General features: G+C 66.0%; 14 protein-coding genes and 1 tRNA gene. 12 read left to right on the top strand and 3 right to left on the bottom strand.

Features of this window, described 5'->3' with window-relative positions:
* The first annotated feature begins 25 nt into the window (after positions 1–25).
* Positions 26–1,375 (top strand): TrbL/VirB6 family protein, encoded by a 1,350-nt coding sequence (locus JOE66_RS10850; protein ID WP_205109367.1) that lies wholly within the window; start codon positions 26–28, stop codon positions 1,373–1,375.
* A 3-nt stretch (positions 1,376–1,378) separates the two neighbouring features.
* Positions 1,379–2,848 carry an SCO6880 family protein gene (locus tag JOE66_RS10855; protein ID WP_205109369.1) on the top strand — a complete coding sequence of 490 codons (1,470 nt, stop codon included), beginning with the start codon at positions 1,379–1,381 and terminating at the stop codon, positions 2,846–2,848.
* A 10-nt stretch (positions 2,849–2,858) separates the two neighbouring features.
* Here the strand turns inward: JOE66_RS10855 and JOE66_RS10860 are convergent, their stop codons facing one another.
* On the bottom strand, positions 2,859–3,920 hold the full coding sequence (locus JOE66_RS10860; RefSeq protein WP_205109371.1) for a CHAT domain-containing protein: 1,062 nt from the start codon (positions 3,918–3,920) through the stop codon (positions 2,859–2,861).
* Between the two features lie 93 nt (positions 3,921–4,013).
* Between JOE66_RS10860 and JOE66_RS10865 the strand changes: the two genes are divergently transcribed.
* Positions 4,014–4,838 (top strand): hypothetical protein, encoded by an 825-nt coding sequence (locus JOE66_RS10865; RefSeq protein WP_205109374.1) that lies wholly within the window; start codon positions 4,014–4,016, stop codon positions 4,836–4,838.
* On the top strand, positions 4,835–6,322 hold the full coding sequence (locus JOE66_RS10870; protein WP_205109376.1) for a putative type IV secretion/conjugal transfer ATPase: 1,488 nt from the start codon (positions 4,835–4,837) through the stop codon (positions 6,320–6,322). The genes JOE66_RS10865 and JOE66_RS10870 overlap by 4 nt, the downstream gene beginning before the upstream one ends.
* Before the next feature lie 27 nt (positions 6,323–6,349).
* Here the strand turns inward: JOE66_RS10870 and JOE66_RS10875 are convergent, their stop codons facing one another.
* Positions 6,350–6,787, bottom strand: coding sequence for a hypothetical protein (locus JOE66_RS10875; protein ID WP_205109378.1), 438 nt, complete (start codon positions 6,785–6,787; stop codon positions 6,350–6,352).
* A 100-nt stretch (positions 6,788–6,887) separates the two neighbouring features.
* Here JOE66_RS10875 and dprA point away from each other — a divergent pair, with 100 nt between their 5' ends.
* The 8 genes from dprA to JOE66_RS10915 all read left to right on the top strand — a co-directional run bounded on the left by dprA (position 6,888) and on the right by JOE66_RS10915 (position 16,052).
* Positions 6,888–7,901, top strand: a complete 1,014-nt coding sequence (dprA, locus tag JOE66_RS10880; protein ID WP_205109380.1) for a DNA-processing protein DprA — start codon at positions 6,888–6,890, stop codon at positions 7,899–7,901.
* A gap of 78 nt (positions 7,902–7,979) precedes the next feature.
* A complete protein-coding gene (locus JOE66_RS10885; RefSeq protein WP_205109382.1) occupies positions 7,980–11,000 on the top strand; it encodes an RHS repeat domain-containing protein in 3,021 nt (1,006 codons plus the stop codon).
* A 125-nt stretch (positions 11,001–11,125) separates the two neighbouring features.
* Complete coding sequence (locus JOE66_RS10890) at positions 11,126–11,731, top strand: hypothetical protein (protein ID WP_239518284.1); 606 nt, start codon at positions 11,126–11,128, stop codon at positions 11,729–11,731.
* Positions 11,728–13,503, top strand: coding sequence for a type IV secretory system conjugative DNA transfer family protein (locus tag JOE66_RS10895; RefSeq protein WP_205109384.1), 1,776 nt, complete (start codon positions 11,728–11,730; stop codon positions 13,501–13,503). Before JOE66_RS10890 ends, JOE66_RS10895 begins: the two co-directional genes overlap by 4 nt.
* A gap of 85 nt (positions 13,504–13,588) precedes the next feature.
* On the top strand, positions 13,589–14,047 hold the full coding sequence (locus JOE66_RS10900) for a single-stranded DNA-binding protein (RefSeq protein WP_205109386.1): 459 nt from the start codon (positions 13,589–13,591) through the stop codon (positions 14,045–14,047).
* 13 nt (positions 14,048–14,060) lie between these two features.
* A complete protein-coding gene (locus JOE66_RS10905; RefSeq protein WP_205109388.1) occupies positions 14,061–14,627 on the top strand; it encodes a hypothetical protein in 567 nt (188 codons plus the stop codon).
* Between the two features lie 35 nt (positions 14,628–14,662).
* A complete protein-coding gene (locus JOE66_RS10910; protein ID WP_239518719.1) occupies positions 14,663–14,839 on the top strand; it encodes a helix-turn-helix transcriptional regulator in 177 nt (58 codons plus the stop codon).
* A gap of 61 nt (positions 14,840–14,900) precedes the next feature.
* On the top strand, positions 14,901–16,052 hold the full coding sequence (locus tag JOE66_RS10915; protein WP_239518285.1) for a tyrosine-type recombinase/integrase: 1,152 nt from the start codon (positions 14,901–14,903) through the stop codon (positions 16,050–16,052).
* A gap of 207 nt (positions 16,053–16,259) precedes the next feature.
* On the opposite strand, the gene JOE66_RS10920 is transcribed toward JOE66_RS10915, so the two are convergent.
* A tRNA-Pro gene (locus tag JOE66_RS10920) sits at positions 16,260–16,333 on the bottom strand.
* Between the last annotated feature and the right edge of the window lie 24 nt (positions 16,334–16,357).

Here is a 16,357-nt window from a genome sequence, read left to right on the forward strand (position 1 = left end):
CCAATCGCGAAGGGAGGAGTGGGCGATGAGTGTGTGTGATGTGCCGGTGATCTCGGCCGTGTGCGACACGGTCGGGCAGGGGGCAGCGACGTTGATCGCGGCCCCGTTCGACTGGCTCGCCCAGGCCATGGGAGGTGCCGCAGCCTGGCTGTTCGAAGCCGTCTGGGCGGTGTTCGACACCACCACGCTCGTCGACCTCACCGATCCCGGCTACATCGGTGTCTACAACATCCTCTTCGGAGTCGCGGTGTTCGTGGTGCTGATCTTCTTCTGCCTGCAACTGATCACCGGCCTCATCCACCGTGACCCTACCGCTCTCACCCGCGCCGCCCTCGGAGCCGCAAAGAGCATCCTCGGATCGTTCGTCGCCATCGGCCTCACTGGGCTGCTGTTGGAGATCACCGATCAGTTGGCGCTCGGGATCGTGCAGGCGAGCGGGAACACGATGGAATCCATCGGCGACCGCATCACCCTCCTCGCCGGCGGCTTCGCCACACTCAACATCACCGCCCCCGGAGTCGGAGCGATCGTCACAATCTTCCTCGCCGGCCTCGCCATTTCGGCGGCGGCGATCGTGTGGTTCTCGCTCCTGATCCGCAAAGCCCTACTGCTAGTCGCGATCGTGTTCGCCCCCATCGCACTCGCCGGGTTCTCGTGGGATGCCACGAAGGGGTGGTTTGCGAAGTGGGCGACATTCGTGATCGCCCTGATCCTCTCCAAGCTCGTCCTCGTCGTGATCTTCCTCGTTGCCATCACCCAAGTCTCAGCCCCCATCGAGGCAGATCTTGCGTCGATCAGCGACCCGATCGCCGGGGTGGTGCTGATGTTCATCGCCGCTTTCGCGCCCTACATGACGTACAAGTTCCTGTCGTTTGTCGGCTTCGACATGTACCACGCCATGTCCACCGAACAAGAAGCCAAATCCGCACTCAATCGCCCCGTCCCGGTCCCGTCGGCGCCGAAGACGGACGGGGCGAAGAAGGTTCTTGACGGTGGCGGTGAACCTCCCGCATCCGGCGGGAACGGAACACCTCCGTCTCCCAGCAGCACCGCGCCACCACCGGTGAGCACTGCGCCTGCCGCGACTGCCACCACGGGCGGGACGGCGGGGGCCAGCGCGGGCGCGGGCGTTGCCGCGGCAGGTCCTGCCGCAGCTGCGGTGATCGCCGCGCAGGTCGCCGGAGCCGCAGTAACCGCGGGACCGAAGCTCGGCGGCGCAGTCGCCGATGCCACGGAAGAACACGCTGCCGGGGCTGAACAGGCCGCACAACCGGCACCGCCGCCACCGAACTCGGCTCCGACCGCACCACCCCGGGCGGCACCATCGGCACCGCCGCCACCGCCCTCGACCAAGCCTGCGAGCGGGAAGGAGTAACCGATGGCCAGTCAGCAGAACAGGAGCAAGGCCGAGTTCGAGTTGCGGGCTGTGCAGTTCTCTCGCCTCACTCGCCGCGGCATCCTCCTCGGCCTCTCCCTCCCCCAATTGATCGTCCTCGCCATCGGCGTACTCTCCGTCGTCGGTGCCCTCTATGCCGGTGGCGGGGTACTCCTCGCCTGGACAGCGCCCGTCTGGGTTGTGTGCGCCGTGCTCGCGTGGACGCCGATCGGAGGCAGGAAGCTCATCGAGTGGGTGCCCGTCACCGTCCGATGGCTGCTCCGCACCTCAGCACGGCAGACCGTGTTCCGGATGCGGGTCGTGAAGCCCCGCCCCGCAGGAACTCTGGCGCTGCCGGGTGACGCGGCGGCGTTGCGGGAGTGGGAGGACCCGGAGACCGGGGCCGCGATGATCCACGACCCACACGCTCAGACCCTTACCGCTATCGTCGCCGTCTCACATCCCGCATTCGTGCTCCTCGACCCCGGCGAGCAGGAACGCCGCGTCGCCACCTGGGGACGCGTCCTCGCCACCGCGTGCCGCTCTGGGCGGATCGCCCGCCTCCAGATCTGCGAACGCACCCTCCCCGACGGCGGCTCCGGGCTGGTGGAGTGGTGGCGCAGGCACGGCCAAGATGACGAGTCCTGGACCTCCACCGTCTACCGAGAACTCATCGACCGAGCCGGGCCCGCCGGGGAACGCCACGCGACCACGATCAGTGTCGCCCTCGACATGCGTGCTGCAGCCCGGCAGATCCGCACGAGCGGTGGCGGGATCAAGGGCGCTGCCGCGGTGTTGCGGCAGGAGATGACGACTCTCACCACCGCGCTACGCGCTGCGGAGCTCGCCGTTACCGGCTGGCTGACGCCGCCGGAGGTGGCGGTAATCCTTCGTGCCGCCTACGACCCGGCCGCCGCCGCGTCTCTGGAACGCCACGGCGACATCGGACGATCACTTGCGACAGCGGGGCCGGTCGCGGTCACCGAAACCTGGGACCGGCTGCGCTCGGATTCCGCGCATCATGCGGTGCTGTGGATCAGCGAGTGGCCCCGCTCACAGGTCTATCCAGGGTTCCTTGCTCCCGTGCTGCTGTCCTCTGGGATTCAGCGCGCGTTCTCGCTGATCTGCACCCCGATTCGCTCCGACCAGGCGGCACGAGATATCAGGAAAAAGAAGACCGAGCTGATCTCCGACGCGGCTCAACGTCAGAAGATGGGGCAGATCGAGGATGCCTCCCAAACCGCCGAATACGGCGACGTCCTGCAACAGGAAGCCGACCTCACCGCCGGCCACGGCGTCCTCCGCTTCACCGGCCTCATCTCCATCTCAGCCCCCACCGTGGAAGAGCTCGACACGGCGGTGGCCGCGATCGAGCAGGCCGCGATCCAAGCGTCCTGCGAAACCCGCCGCCTCGTCGGCCAGCAAGCCCAAGCATTCACTGTCGCAGCCCTGCCGCTGTGCCGAACGGTGTGATGAATTTTGTCTATGGCGCGGGGCGGACGAGGACGGCTGCTGTCGGATCGACGTCTTCTGCCCAAGCAAGGGTGGGCAGGTCAGCACCATCGAGACCGGCGAGTTGCAATGCGGCCTGCCCCGCCAGATGGGCTGAGTTGATGGACTGGCCGTTCGCAACGGAGGCGTAGAACTGGGCTGCGTAGTTGATGGCGTCGCTGTCATCGATCTCATCTGCCATGCCGATAGCGAAGGGCACCACATGGTCGACGAGGTCATCGATCTGACTGGCGGAATGGCAGGAGTTCAGCACAACCAGCAATGGCGGGTCATCTGTTGCCCGGATGGCGGCGGCGAAGGCTTCAGCACTAACGATCACTCCGTCATGCTGTTCGTCCTTTTCATCCTCGAAAACGATGAGAGTTTCATTGCTGTGCCCGGAAAAATGAACGACGTGTGGGCGGAACTTGGTTATCCCATCTAGGAGGTCCGCCGTTGTTGCGGCAGGCCGCACATCAAGTTCGATCAGGTCACGGTGGAGCGCGGATTCGACCGCGGCGCGAATCCGTTTCTGCTCACGTCCGACACGAAGATCACCCTCGGATGAGGCACCCAAAATCAGGACGCGCAGCTTCTCCGGCTTCGGTTCCCGCAGCTCCCGGACGGCACTGGTGACGGTGGTTTCACTTTGCGTGATGCGCTGTTCAAGAGCGGCCTGCTGCGCTTGCGCTCGCCGATCAGCTTGCTGCTGTTCGCGCTGACGGCGCTGTTGGGCGGCGTTAGTTTCGGAGGCCTCGGCACGGGCCAGCTTGCCCGCGAGCGCCGCTTCCTCCTTCGAGTAGCCAGCAGCCTTCGTCTGCCACCGGCCGGCTTCCTTACCCGCGACGGCAGCCTCGAAGTCTCGCCGCTCGGCCTCTCGCAGTTTGCTTCGACTCGTGCTGTCGCTCTTCGTTTTCGCCGCTGATGCGCGAGCAGTAGCCGCATCAGCACGCTTCTTTGATTCCTTGCCGCGATATTCGCCAGCTTTCTTCTCAGCGCCTACCCGTTGCTTGCGTTTTCGCTCAAGCTGCCCTCGATACTGACTCGCGCTCATCTCAGCCCTTCCCTCGACATCCTCGTCTTCTGTCAACGCTAGCCGCGCCCGACGACAAATCTTGCGCCGTCAGCGGGGCGTCGCGCGTGCACCTTGCTGGCGTACTCGATCTTCCAGGGAGCTTTCATGCCGACATTTCAGGACCCCGTCGCGGACAGCGACGAAGCCACCCAGGCTTTACGCGGCCTCGCCCACGCGACTCGTGCGTTCGATGATCCGGCGGACACCTATGCGGTGATCGGTGAATTGCTGTCAGGGGTACGGTCTCTGCGGCAGGTGCTGCACCAGCTCGCCGCCGCACACATCACCCACCACGACCGGGCGCATACCGACGACGGTAACCCTCAGGTCGGCACCCGCGCCGCGCTAGCGGCAGCGGACGAGTTGCAGCAGGCCAGCATCCTCATCGACGCTGTCGAGGCACATCTGGACCACGCGTCGCAGCATTCCGGCCGGATCGCTTGGCACCCAGAACCGGCACCAATCCGAGAGGAGCGGCCAAGCCGGTGGATCGGTGTTGTTTTCCTTCAGGGCGAGGAAGCCGACGAGGTGCTGGCCCTCATTGACCGTGACGGCACCGATGCTGCGATTGAGCACCTGGCCGGGTTCGACGTCGGTGAGGAGACAACGCAGGCCGCGCTCGTCAACGGATACGTCTACGACCACGTCCCCGCCGGTGCGTTGGATCAGATCACCACGGGCAAGGATTACACCCTCACCTACAACCATGAACTTGGCCACATTTCCCTCCTGCGAACCCACCTCTCTGCTACGCCAGAGATGGAATCCGATGCTCAGCCGCAGTGTGCCGCTGCTTCTCGTGCAACCCCGCACCGCCCTGCACGCACGCAGGAAGCGGACGACGACCAGTGGCGCTTGTCGCGCTCGCCCTCTGCATCGAGAGGGCGATCACTGTGACTGGCGACGAGAGCCGGTTGCACACAGCGGCGCTGGTCGAACCGTCCGGGGAAGCCCGCAAGCACCGGAAGGCCCGCCAGAAGACCGCGACCCGTATCGAGCAGGATGCCCGCCGCGCCGAACACGCCAAGGCGCAGGCACGTCTGGATGCGGAGCGAGCTGAACGACGGGCCACCACCTACTTGTCCTCCGCGGGTGAGGCAGGGGCTGCGGCGTTGCGCACGCCGGGAGGGTTCCGACTCCCCCGGCATCAGGACACCTCGGCAACGCTCGCTGGCGCGTATCCGTTCCTTGCCGAAGGAGGGCTCGGCGCTGACGGAGTCTTCGTCGGGCAGGACCTCTACTCCGGCGGTTCCTTCGTCTACGACCCCTGGACCCTTTACGCCCGCGGGATGATCACCGCCCCCAACATCGTCCTCGCCGGCATCGTCGGGTCCGGGAAGTCATCACTCGCGAAGAGCCTCTACACGCGGTCGATCCCGTTCGGCCGGCGCGTGTATGTCCCGGGAGATCCGAAAGGCGAGCACACCGCTGTTGCCGAAGCAGTTGGTGGGCGCGCGATCGTCCTCGGCCACGGACTCCGCAACCGCCTCAACCCCCTCGATGAAGGCCACCGCCCCTCTGGCCTCTCGGACGCGGAATGGGTCGCGCAAGTCGCATCCCGCCGGCGAGAACTAATCGGCGCATTGGCCGAGACTGTGCTGGATCGGGTGCTGACCCCGCTGGAACACACCGCCATCGACCTCGCCCTCCACGACGCTGTCCGGTCATCGGACGTGCCCATCTTGCCGATGGTCGTTGACCACATCCTCAACCCTGACCCCGCGAGCAACACGGACGGGCGGCTCGGGGAAGACGGCCGACTTGTGGGCCACGCGCTGCGCCGGCTCGTCGCCGGCGACCTCGCCGGACTGTTCGACGGGCCCTCGACCGTTCGGTTCGACCCGTCGCTGCCGATGGTCAGTCTCGATCTGTCGCGGGTGGCGGAGAACTCGACGTTGATCTCGGTGCTGATGACCTGCTCGTCAGCGTGGATGGAGTCGGCACTGATGGACCCCAACGGCGGGCACCGGTGGGTGATCTACGACGAAGCCTGGCGACTCATGGCCTACCCCGCCCTCCTGAAACGCATGGATGCGCAGTGGCGGCTCGCCAGGCACTACGGGATCGCGAACATGCTGATCTTCCACAAACTCACCGACCTCGACAACGTCGGCGACCAAGGCTCCGCCATGCGATCCCTCGCCAACAGCCTTCTGGCGAATGCGGAGACGCGGATCATTTACCGGCAGGAAGCCGACCAGCTCGGTGCTACCGCGGCGGCCCTCGGCTTGACCGGCACGGAACAAAAGCTTCTTCCGAGCCTCGGCACCGGGCAAGGGCTGTGGCGGATCAAGGAACGCTCCTTCGTCGTTCAACACCAGCTACATCCTGCCGAGCTCGACGTCTTCCGGACAGACGCCCGCTACCTAGGGGAAAGCTGACAGCCACTCCCGGTAGCCGCGAGCGGGTCAGGCTGTCGCCATCCTTCCTCGGGGCGATGCGGTGAACCAGCGCCAGAGAGGGCGGGCGGTCGCGACGATGACGATCGCGAAGAGTGTCTGGTCGATGACACCGAACAGGGGGTTCCCACCGATGGTCGCGTAGACGGTCCAGTTGACAGCGATGTCGATCAAAATCACCGCCACCCCAAGCACAATGCCCGCGCGACGACGGAGCAAGAGCAGCACGACGATGAGCGGGTCGAGCACCGTCAATGAGATCCAGAGCACGCGCAGCCCCGTAGCGAATCCCGAGTAAGTCTGCGTACCACCGGCCACGAGATCAGCGAGGTGAGTGGTCGTACCGATGAGATACCCGACGATCCATAGCACCCAGACCGCCCGAACCAGGAACGACGCTCTCGACGCAGAAGCAGCGCCGGCAGGTTCGGGTCGCGGAATGGGCATCACGTCTCCCATTCTCGCAGCGACTTGATCGCACATCAGAGCTGTGGAGTGAAGTGGTGTGCCGCCTACCTGTTTAGCATCACGAGGACAGGAGCAGGGTATGGACACAATCATGGGATTGGCATCCGACGAGCGGACGGCGAGGGTGATCCTCGCTGTGGCGTCCGAGCCGGCGGATGCGGTTACGGGGCGGATGGTGCGCACGGTCGGTGCGATGGAGACCGTCGCTCAAGCGATCGGCGGCGAAGTACCAGTCGGGCCGGATGGGGATACCTGGCAGCGTCGTCTCGCACCACGCATTGACGAAGGTCAAGTCAGACGAGTGCTGGCGGATACACAGAGGCACGGTCTGAGAGTGTTGATCCCGGGCGATTCCGATTGGCCGGCCGGAGTTGACGCGCTCGGGGATGGGGCCCCGCTCGCTCTCTGGGCGAAGGGCGACACGAAGCTGCTGTCCTCGCCCATCTGGGATCGGCTCACACTCACGGGCGCTCGAGCATCGACCGGGTATGGCGAACACGTCACCATGGAGCTTGCGCACTCGACTGTCGAGGATGGGCGCCAGGTCGTCTCGGGTGGCGCGTATGGGATTGATGGTGTCGCGCATCGTGCGGCGCTGGCTTCGGGCGGTTCCACGATCGCGGTGATGGCCGGTGGGTTGGATCGGCTCTACCCTGCCGGGCACAGCGAACTCCTCACCCGTGTCGGCGAGCAGGGGTTGCTGCTCAGTGAGATGCCGCCGGGCGCACCACCGACGAAGTGGCGGTTCCTGCAACGCGGCAGAACCCTTGCCACGCTCTCCGGCGCGGTCATCGTCGCGGAAGCCGGCTACCGGTCCGGGGCGCTTCACACCGCGGCCCGCGCCGTCGAGTTGCACCGCCCTGTCGGAGCCGTCCCGGGACCGATCACGAGTGCCGCCTCGGCCGGGTGCCACCGGTTACTGCGGGATGGGCTCGGCACCGTCATCACCGGATACGACGACGTGCGAAGACTCCTCGATGAGAGACCTGGGAGCACCCACCGCACAGCCCAGCGAACTGTGGGCGCCGAGCGTGACCCGCTCGACGCATCCATGTCGTCGTCACGGGCGCCACGACGCGGGCTGAGTCTCTGACAGGTCGAGCGGGGAGCCGTGGTGCACCTGCGTTGGAGGCGACCGTTGGGGTCGCTGATGACAGCCAGGAGGCATCTCGTGTCAGGATCACTCACCCACATCCCGGAGCAAAACGCCGCTCCCCCACCGACCGTGTTGCGGCGCATACTGTCGGCACTCATCGCACTGCTGCTACTGGCAGGCACGGTCACGCTCACCGCCGCGCCCGCATATGCCGGCAGTGAGGGCGTGGGGTACGACCTCGGAGAGGGATTCCTTGGTGCGTACAACACCGATGTCGACGGGCGTCAGGCCTACTGCCTCGATATCGGCTCAAATCCCCCGTTCGGGCAGACCTCCGGACCGTCAACGATCACATCGCTAGATGCCCTGTCTCGTCAGCAGCTCGCGGAACTGAACTTCGTGCTGGACCGGTGGGGGCAGTCCGGAGATGCGAACATCACCGCCGCAGTCGCACTGTTCACGTGGTCGGTCGCCGACCCCGGCACCTACAACTCGCATGGCATGTCCGGCGACGACTACTACGTCGGCCGTGCGCCCGCGTCTGAACGCGCCGCGATCCTTGCCAACCTCAACACGATGCGCCAGGAAGCGATGGTGAACTCGGTCACGGACCCGTCGTTGTCGCTGTCGCTCACCATGTCGGACCAGTACGCAGGAACACTGACCGTCGACGCGCACCCTGCATCGCTAACCGGCACGGCATCCCTGACGGATGCGGTGTTCTCCGACGGTTCAACCAGCCGCACCCTCGGCGCCGGCACGCATCCGATCACCGGCACCTCCGCAGACGGGGTTCCCTCCTACCGGATCGCCGCGTCGATGTCGGTGCCCGCCGCCGGGTACGGCGCCGCCCTGGACCTGTACACGACACCCGGTTCGCAGCGGCTGGTCGCCGCCGTCGCCGGCTCCTCCACAGGCCTGTCTGCACAAGCAGAGTCGCCGGTGATCGAGTTGGACTTCCAACCCGAGATCACCACCCAGGTCGCCTCCCGATTCGTCACCGAAGGCGATCCGTTCGTTGACGGGCTGACGGTGAGCGTGTCGAAGGGAACCTGGATTCACCAGGACGGAGCACCGATCGAGGTGACCGCGGAAGGCACCCTGTATGGGCCATTCGATGAGCAGCCCACCGAAGCCGACACCCCACCCGCAGACGCACCCGTCGCAGGCACCGAGACCGTCATCTTTACCGGTCCTGGCTCGTACACGTCGCCGGGGACCATCACCGCACCATCGTCGGGGTTCTACACCTGGGTATGGAGCATCGACAAGGATGCGCAAGGGCAGAACGAGAAGTACCTCACTGACTCCTTCACCGACCGATACGGGCAGGGTGCTGAGACGTCCGTGGTGCCGTTCCAGCCGGTCGCCGTATCTGAGGCGGATCAGCGGCTAGCGGTTCCCGGCGACGCGCTCACCGACACCATCACCGTCAGCAGCTCGAACGGCGCGTGGTTGAAGAAGGATGGCGCGTTCGTTCCGGTTGTGTTCGAGGGCACGGCCTACCAGGTGCCCGGAACTCTGCCCCCGGCACAGTCCGCAACGATCGATCCGACGGCGGTGCCGCTGGGAACAGTCACGGTGACCGCGGACGGTCCCGGCGTCTACACCTCGCCTGAGGTGATCGCACCGACCGGCGGGTTCGTGACCTGGGTGTGGGAAGTGAAGAAGGCCACGCAGCCGGAGTGGGTACTCGACTACCTCACGGACGACTGGGCTGACGAGTACGGCATCACCGTCGAGACCACATCGGTGCGGTGGCCTGTCACGGTGACCTCGTTGATGCGGGAGTACAACGTGCACCCCGGCGGACGCGCCTTCGACGTCATCACGGTGACCGGGTTGCCCGCAAACCACGGGGACTTCACCGGCGACGGCTACTGGGGCGCCGACCTCGACGAGCTCCGTCACACCGTGTATGGCCCGTTCGAGACCGATGCGGAGCTGACGGATGATCTTGACCTCAGTTCAGCGCCGATCTTGATCGAGCTGACGACGCCGGCCCGGAACGGGGTCTACAAGCTCGGCTTCACCGACGAAGACAAGATCGTGCCGACCGAGCCCGGGTTCTACGTCCTCGTCACCACTTTCGAAGGCGATGACCGGGTGCTGCCCTATGCGTCGTCTCCGGCGGATGTGCTGGAACGCTTCTACGTCCCACCCACCGATACCGAGGTGCCGGTGTCGGTGATCACCCAGGCCACCCCAGAGGCGCTCGTTGGGCAGCCGTTCGAGGACACCGCACTCGTCCAGGGCACCACCATCCCCGACGGTGCCTACCTGCTGTTCCGCGCTTACGGACCCCACCCGGCAGACGCCGGGGTGGTCTGCGAGGAGCCGTTCTTCACGAGCGACGAGGTCCCGGTCACCCAGGCCGGCGCCTACCGCTCCGGCACCACCACCGTGGACACCGCGGGCAACGTGTACTGGGTTGAGACCCTGTATGACGCCGACGGCGAGATCGTCGCCGAAGGCACGTGCGGGGCGCCCGGTGAAACAACGGTGATCCGTGAACAGCCCGAAGAGCTCACGGTGAAGACGAACGCGGTACCGACGGTGGTACTCGGTGAGTCAGCGCATGATGTCGCGACCGTCACTGGCACCGTGCCGGAGGGGGCACGTCTGGTGTTCGAGGCGTACCGGCAGAACTCCGACACCGCCACCTGCACGCCGGAGGAGCTCGTGTTCACCTCGGCGGTGATTGATCTCGACGGGCCGGGTGAGTACCGCTCCGACGAGGTGACCTTCGACCGGGTCGGCGTCTACTACTGGGTGGAGATCGTCATCGATGCGGACGGACTCATCCTGCATCGCGGACGGTGCGGAGCACCGGACGAAACCACCACCGTCACCCCAGTGCCGGAGACCCCAGAGACGCCAGGTAAGCCGGCTACGCCCGGGGTGCTGGCGCACACCGGCGGCGGTGATTGGTGGCCGCTCGGACTCGTTGGTGGGCTGATGGCTGCCGCGACCGGTGGGGTTCTGCTGTTCGGTCGCCGCCTGGCGATCACCCGCGAACGAAACGGATACGTCCGGGAGGAAGACGAAGCATTCCAGACGTTCAAGGACCAGTTCGAAGGAACAAAGGAGGAGTAGCCCGCGTCGACCGCTGATCCGTCGGGCACCCCCAACCGTGGGCGGGTCAGCACCGGGAGAGCACGAACCGATCCCCAGGTTCGTGCCCTCCCATTTTTCTGCCTGGGCCTCGAGGGCGTACCTGGATGACGACATCCGCGTTTTCGTTTGGAAGGACCCTCTCTGTGACCCCGAAACCCCGCTACCGCCGCGCCCTCCCCACCTCCGAGAGCGAGGCAGGTGGGCCTCTGGTCGTGCCGGTGGTGGAGTTCACTGTGCACGAGGACGGCAGCATGACCGTCACCATCGACGGCAACCCGCATAACCCGCCGCCGTTCGCCCCGGGGTGGCGGCGCGAGTCCTTCCCAACGATCCTCGACGACCTGGCTCTACGGTTGCAGACCCCGTTGCGAGTGCAAGTGCGGGAAACGGACGGGACGACGTTCACGGACATCATCACCCCGCCCCGCGCCCGCCGCACCGAGCCCCCGCTCTCAGCCGAGATGTCGTCCGCTGCTCCCGTGCCCCGGCCGGCGGTTTCGGTGGTTCCGGTGCTGCGTCAGGTGTCGGGCGGTGGGTTCGTACCCGGCGAGGATGTCGCCGTCGCGATCATCCACACCCACAGCGATGCCGCCGGTGACGGGAGCGTCCGCGCACTCCTGACCCCTGAGCAGGTCGCGGCCGCGCACACGGGCGAAGTGATCCTGTTCGGCCGGATCTCCGGCACGATCGTCATCGGACGCCCCGAATGAGCACCCCGCGCCAAGGCGGCGCGCTCGGGGACGAGCTGGCAAACCTGGGCATCATCGCCCTCATCGCCGCCGCCGTCCTCGCCGCCATCCTTCGCGGGGCAGGATCAGTTGCCGCATGGATCACCGGGACCACACAACCGACCGGCGGTGTCGAGGCCGGACTCGGGGTACTCCTGAACCCCCCGGACCCCGGTGACCCGCTCGGCGCGGAGGGACTGAACCCCGTCGCCTACTGGATCACCGCCGGGCTCCTCGTCCTTGCGGTCGGTGCTGCGGGGTGGTGGGTTTGGCGGGCCATGCGGGAGCACGGCCGCCAGACCAAGGTCGACCCGTACCGGATCGTCGGGATCGCCACCCGCACCGACCTCACCACCACCGCATCCGAAAAAGCACTACTACGGCGGGCAGGGCAACTCCGACCGTCGCTGACCAAACCGACACCGGGTGATGTTGGCTACCAGCTCGGCACCTCGCGCGGGGTGAGCGTGTGGGCAAGCGTGGAGGACTCGATCCTCCTGATCGGGCCTCCTCGCTCGGGGAAAGGCCTGCACATTGTCATCAACGCCATTTTGGATGCGCCGGGTGCGGTGGTCACGACCTCGACCCGGCCGGACAACCTCACTGCGACGTTGACAGCCCGGAGCGCGGGTGGGCGGCCGGTGGCGGTGTTCGATCCACAGCACCTAGCCGAAGGTATCCCGGCTGGACTGCGCTGGTCCCCGATCCGGGGATGTGAGGACACGCTGACGGCGATGATCCGCGCTACCGGCCTTGCCGCCGGCACCGGCCTGTCCGCGGGCGGGGTTCAGGGCGGTGACTTCTGGGAAGGGAAAACTCGCACCGCCCTCCAAGCACTCCTCCATGCCGCGGCCCTCGACCACCGCGAGCCCGCCGAGTTGTTCCGGTGGACGCTCGACCCTGCCGCCGCAGCGGATGCTGTCGCGATCCTCACCGCCAATCCCAATGCCGCGACCGGGTGGGCAGACTCGCTACAGGCAATGATCGACTCCGACCCCAGAACCCGCGACTCCATCTGGCAGGGCGTTTCTCTCTCCCTCGCCGCCCTCGCTGATCCGCGGGTGCTGGACGCGGTCAGCCCGGGACCGGATGAACGATTCGATCCGGAGGAGTTCCTACGCAACCGCGGCACGGTCTACCTCCTCGCCACGGGTGCCGGGGCGAACAACTCCGCCGCCCTGGTCGCGGCGTTCGTCGAAGACCTTGTCGAAGCTGCCCGCCGCATCGCGGCACGCTCCCCCGCAGCACGCCTCGACCCACCTCTGCTGCTCGCACTGGATGAAGTCGGGAATCTCGCGCCGCTGCCGTCCCTGCCGACGCTGATGGCCGAAGGCGGCGGCACCGGCATCACCACCATGCCCGTGCTTCAGTCGCTCGCACAGGCGCGAGAGAAGTGGTCCGAGAACGCCGCCGGAGCCATCTGGGACGCATCCATCGTGAAGATCATCCTCGGCGGAGCATCCAACTCCCGCGACCTACACGACCTAACGACCCTCATCGGAGAACGAGACGAGATCACCGATTCCACCACCATCGGCGACCACGGCTCCCGCTCCGCGCAACGATCCATCCGGCGGGTGCCGATCATGCCTCCCGACGTGATCCGCACCCTCCCGTTCGGCACCGGCCTCGTTCTCCTCCGCTCCGCACCGCCCATCGTCGCCCGCCTCCGCGCCTGGACCACCAGGAGCGACGCAGCCACGCTGCGTGAGCACCGCGCCGGCATCGAGGCGCTGTTGCAGCAACGCCCATAACCGGGTCAACAGAGGGAGCGGCAGGTGCACCTGTCACGTGAGACGGCACCACAGGGTGACCGCCGCGCCCGACAGGAGTAGTCCGATGAGTATTGACACGCAGCAGTCCATTTCCGGGTTCATCGCCACACAACCCCGGCTCACGACCACCGAGAACGGGGTGGCACGGTTTCATGCGCGCGTCGGGATTGAGCACTCCCGGCAAGAACCCGATGGATCGTTCACGCAGCTCGACCCGAGCTTCCACGATCTGGCCATCTTCAGAAAGACCGCCGAAGAAGCCGCCGCCCGGTTCCAGAAAGGCGACAAGTTCGTCGCTACCGGACGCGTGCATGAGTACAGCTACGACAAGGACGGGCAGACCGTCCCGGCCGAAGAGTTCATCGCCTCACGCATCGGACACGACCTCGCCCGCACCCGCTACGACGTTGACCGCTCACCGCGACGCTCCAGCACCGAACGACAGGCAGCGGTCCAGGAAGAAGCGTCGTTCGAGTCAAGTCCGCGGCAACAGTCCAGCGTTGCGTCGCGGGCGAGCATCTGAGCCGGTGGCTGTGATGGACGACAACGCTCCCGAGCCTGACGTCCTCGAGGAGGACGACTTCGATACCGAGTTCGAGGGACCGCTGCTCGTCGAGCCTCCACATCCGATCAACTGGAATCTCTTAAGTCCCGAGGATCTGGAAGCCGAGTGGTTGGAACTGAACCGGTGGGTGCACTGGCTCCGTAACACTTACGGTCTGCCGACCTCAGTCGTTCCTCCGTTCTGGCACCATCACCCCGAGTTGCTTTGGGAACTGTCCGCTCTGCACCTGCACTGGTTGTGCTCCTACGACACAGAGAAGACCGGTTCCGCACCTCTGGCCTGGCACCGCGACTTCGCCGATACCCGGCTGCGACTTCGCGATTGGGTGGCCGCCGCCGGCACACGCCTTGATCGTGACCGCCCCACCAGGCAGACCAGCTGGCCCGGTGAACCTCCGGCACCCGCCGTTGAGGACATCATCATCGAGGACCGGGAGGCCGAGTTCGTGGAGTTCGTGCTGGCCGAGGTCACCAAACGTCGCGAAGAGGAAGACCGGCTCTACCGCTCGCTCGACCCGTCGACCGGTGAAATCTCATGACCGAAACGCCTCACACGTCCGCTGTATCCCCGTTGATGCATAGCCGGGACATCGCCACCTACCTGAAGGTGTCCGAGTCGACCTTGTCTCGGTGGCGGTCCGCGGGAACGGGCCCGCCGTTCATCCGACTGGGCGGCATCGCCCGATACCGGATCGATGCAGTCGACGCATGGCTGGCCGAGCTAGAACGCGACCATGCCCCGCAGGAGTGAACCACTCCCCAGAGCTGAACCGAGGCCGGTCCCGCCAATCGGAGTGAAAGTCTCCACCGACATGGAACGCCGCTCTTACGGCGTTCGCGCCCGCGCCCGGTGGACGGACCCGATCAGCAAGCGTCGCATCATCCGCTCCGAAATCGTCCCCGATGAGGCAGCCGCCCACGCGTTCTTCGATCAATTGCGCACGTCCTCCGTCAAGGGCATGGATACCTCCATGACCTTGACGGAGTTCGTGACCTCGATCGGTGACCGGTGGGCGCGAGGCCTGGACCCGACCTCAACCGGCGAGATCTATGGGTTCGGGCTAAAGCTCCGCGTCCTGCCCGCCCTCGGGCACCTGCCGGTCGCGCAGATCACTGCGGGCATCATCGACCGCACCATCGATGAATGGGAACAGCGTTACGGGGCCTCCACGATCAAGAACTCGATCGCCCCGCTCGTGCGTGTGCTCGACGAGGCGGTCCGTGACGGGCTGCTCGGGATCAACCCGGCGAAGAATCGCGCCAAGCGCAGCCTGAACCGCAACGCCTTCCGAACCCAGTCCGCCGAGCAGGCCTCACCACGCGCACACGCGATCCCGGACATGAAGACCCTCACCAAACTTGCGCAAGCGTGCGGGAAGGTCGGCCAGCCCTACAGCGACTTCGTCATGCTTGCCGCGCTCCTGGCCGCCCGCTCCTCCGAAGTGTCCGGCCTGCAGGTCGGCGACGTGCGGTTCGAGAAGAATCTTGTCATCATCGCCCGGCAGATCTTCCCCGGTAAAGGCGGCCTCGTCACGAAGCCGACCAAGAGCCGCAAGGAACGGCGCGTGCCGATCCTCGAGCCCCTCCGGCCCGTCCTCGAGCGTCTGGCCGAGGGCAAAGCTCCTGAAGACCAACTCCTCGTCGGCCCCAAGGGCGGCGTGCTCACCACCGCGACCGTCAGGGACGCCACCAACTGGGACACGATCGTCGCAGGACTCGGCCTGCCCGACCTCACCCGTCACGGGCTTCGGCATACGGGAGCAACGTGGATGGCCGACGCCGGTGTTCCGCTGCACGTGCTTCAGGAGATTCTTGGGCACGCATCTATGGAAACCACCCGCGGGTATGTGCACCCCGATGACCGGCACCTCGCGTCCGCCGCAGAGCAAGCCAACGCGTTCCTCTCCCCCTCCGGGCAGAAGCGTCAAGCCGCTCGAAGTGCCCCCTCGACGCGTGGCCTCTGATGCCTCACCGAGTGCCGACAGACGGGCTAGGAGGCGTTCTGGTCCCCTTTTGGTCCCCTTATCCACAGGAGGAGCTTCGCGGCCGATTCCCTTGTCCGCACCCTCATCCCGCCGAGAGGTCGAGGGGGACCAGAAGGGGACCAGAAAAAACGACCTCCGGAAACAACAAAACCCTGATGAAAATAGCTTCTCATCAGGGTTTTTCTGTCGGGCTGACAGGATTTGAACCTGCGACCCCCTGACCCCCAGTCAGGTGCGCTACCAAGCTGCGCCACAGCCCGTGGCATTCAATTTTCAGTTATTCG

The organism is Subtercola frigoramans (assembly GCF_016907385.1).
Taxonomy (GTDB): Bacteria; Actinomycetota; Actinomycetes; order Actinomycetales; family Microbacteriaceae; genus Subtercola; species Subtercola frigoramans.

What these genes read in the sequence shown, in the direction of transcription:
- JOE66_RS10850 (WP_205109367.1), top strand. Translation starts at nt 26, where the DNA reads ATGAGTGTGTGTGATGTGCCGGTGATCTCGGCCGTGTGCGACACGGTC.
- JOE66_RS10855 (WP_205109369.1), top strand. Translation starts at nt 1,379, where the DNA reads ATGGCCAGTCAGCAGAACAGGAGCAAGGCCGAGTTCGAGTTGCGGGCT.
- JOE66_RS10860 (WP_205109371.1), bottom strand. Translation starts at nt 3,920, where the DNA reads ATGAGCGCGAGTCAGTATCGAGGGCAGCTTGAGCGAAAACGCAAGCAA.
- JOE66_RS10875 (WP_205109378.1), bottom strand. Translation starts at nt 6,787, where the DNA reads ATGCCCATTCCGCGACCCGAACCTGCCGGCGCTGCTTCTGCGTCGAGA.
- dprA (WP_205109380.1), top strand. Translation starts at nt 6,888, where the DNA reads ATGGACACAATCATGGGATTGGCATCCGACGAGCGGACGGCGAGGGTG.
- JOE66_RS10890 (WP_239518284.1), top strand. Translation starts at nt 11,126, where the DNA reads ATGACGACATCCGCGTTTTCGTTTGGAAGGACCCTCTCTGTGACCCCG.
- JOE66_RS10895 (WP_205109384.1), top strand. Translation starts at nt 11,728, where the DNA reads ATGAGCACCCCGCGCCAAGGCGGCGCGCTCGGGGACGAGCTGGCAAAC.
- JOE66_RS10900 (WP_205109386.1), top strand. Translation starts at nt 13,589, where the DNA reads ATGAGTATTGACACGCAGCAGTCCATTTCCGGGTTCATCGCCACACAA.
- JOE66_RS10905 (WP_205109388.1), top strand. Translation starts at nt 14,061, where the DNA reads ATGGACGACAACGCTCCCGAGCCTGACGTCCTCGAGGAGGACGACTTC.
- JOE66_RS10910 (WP_239518719.1), top strand. Translation starts at nt 14,663, where the DNA reads ATGCATAGCCGGGACATCGCCACCTACCTGAAGGTGTCCGAGTCGACC.
- JOE66_RS10915 (WP_239518285.1), top strand. Translation starts at nt 14,901, where the DNA reads ATGGAACGCCGCTCTTACGGCGTTCGCGCCCGCGCCCGGTGGACGGAC.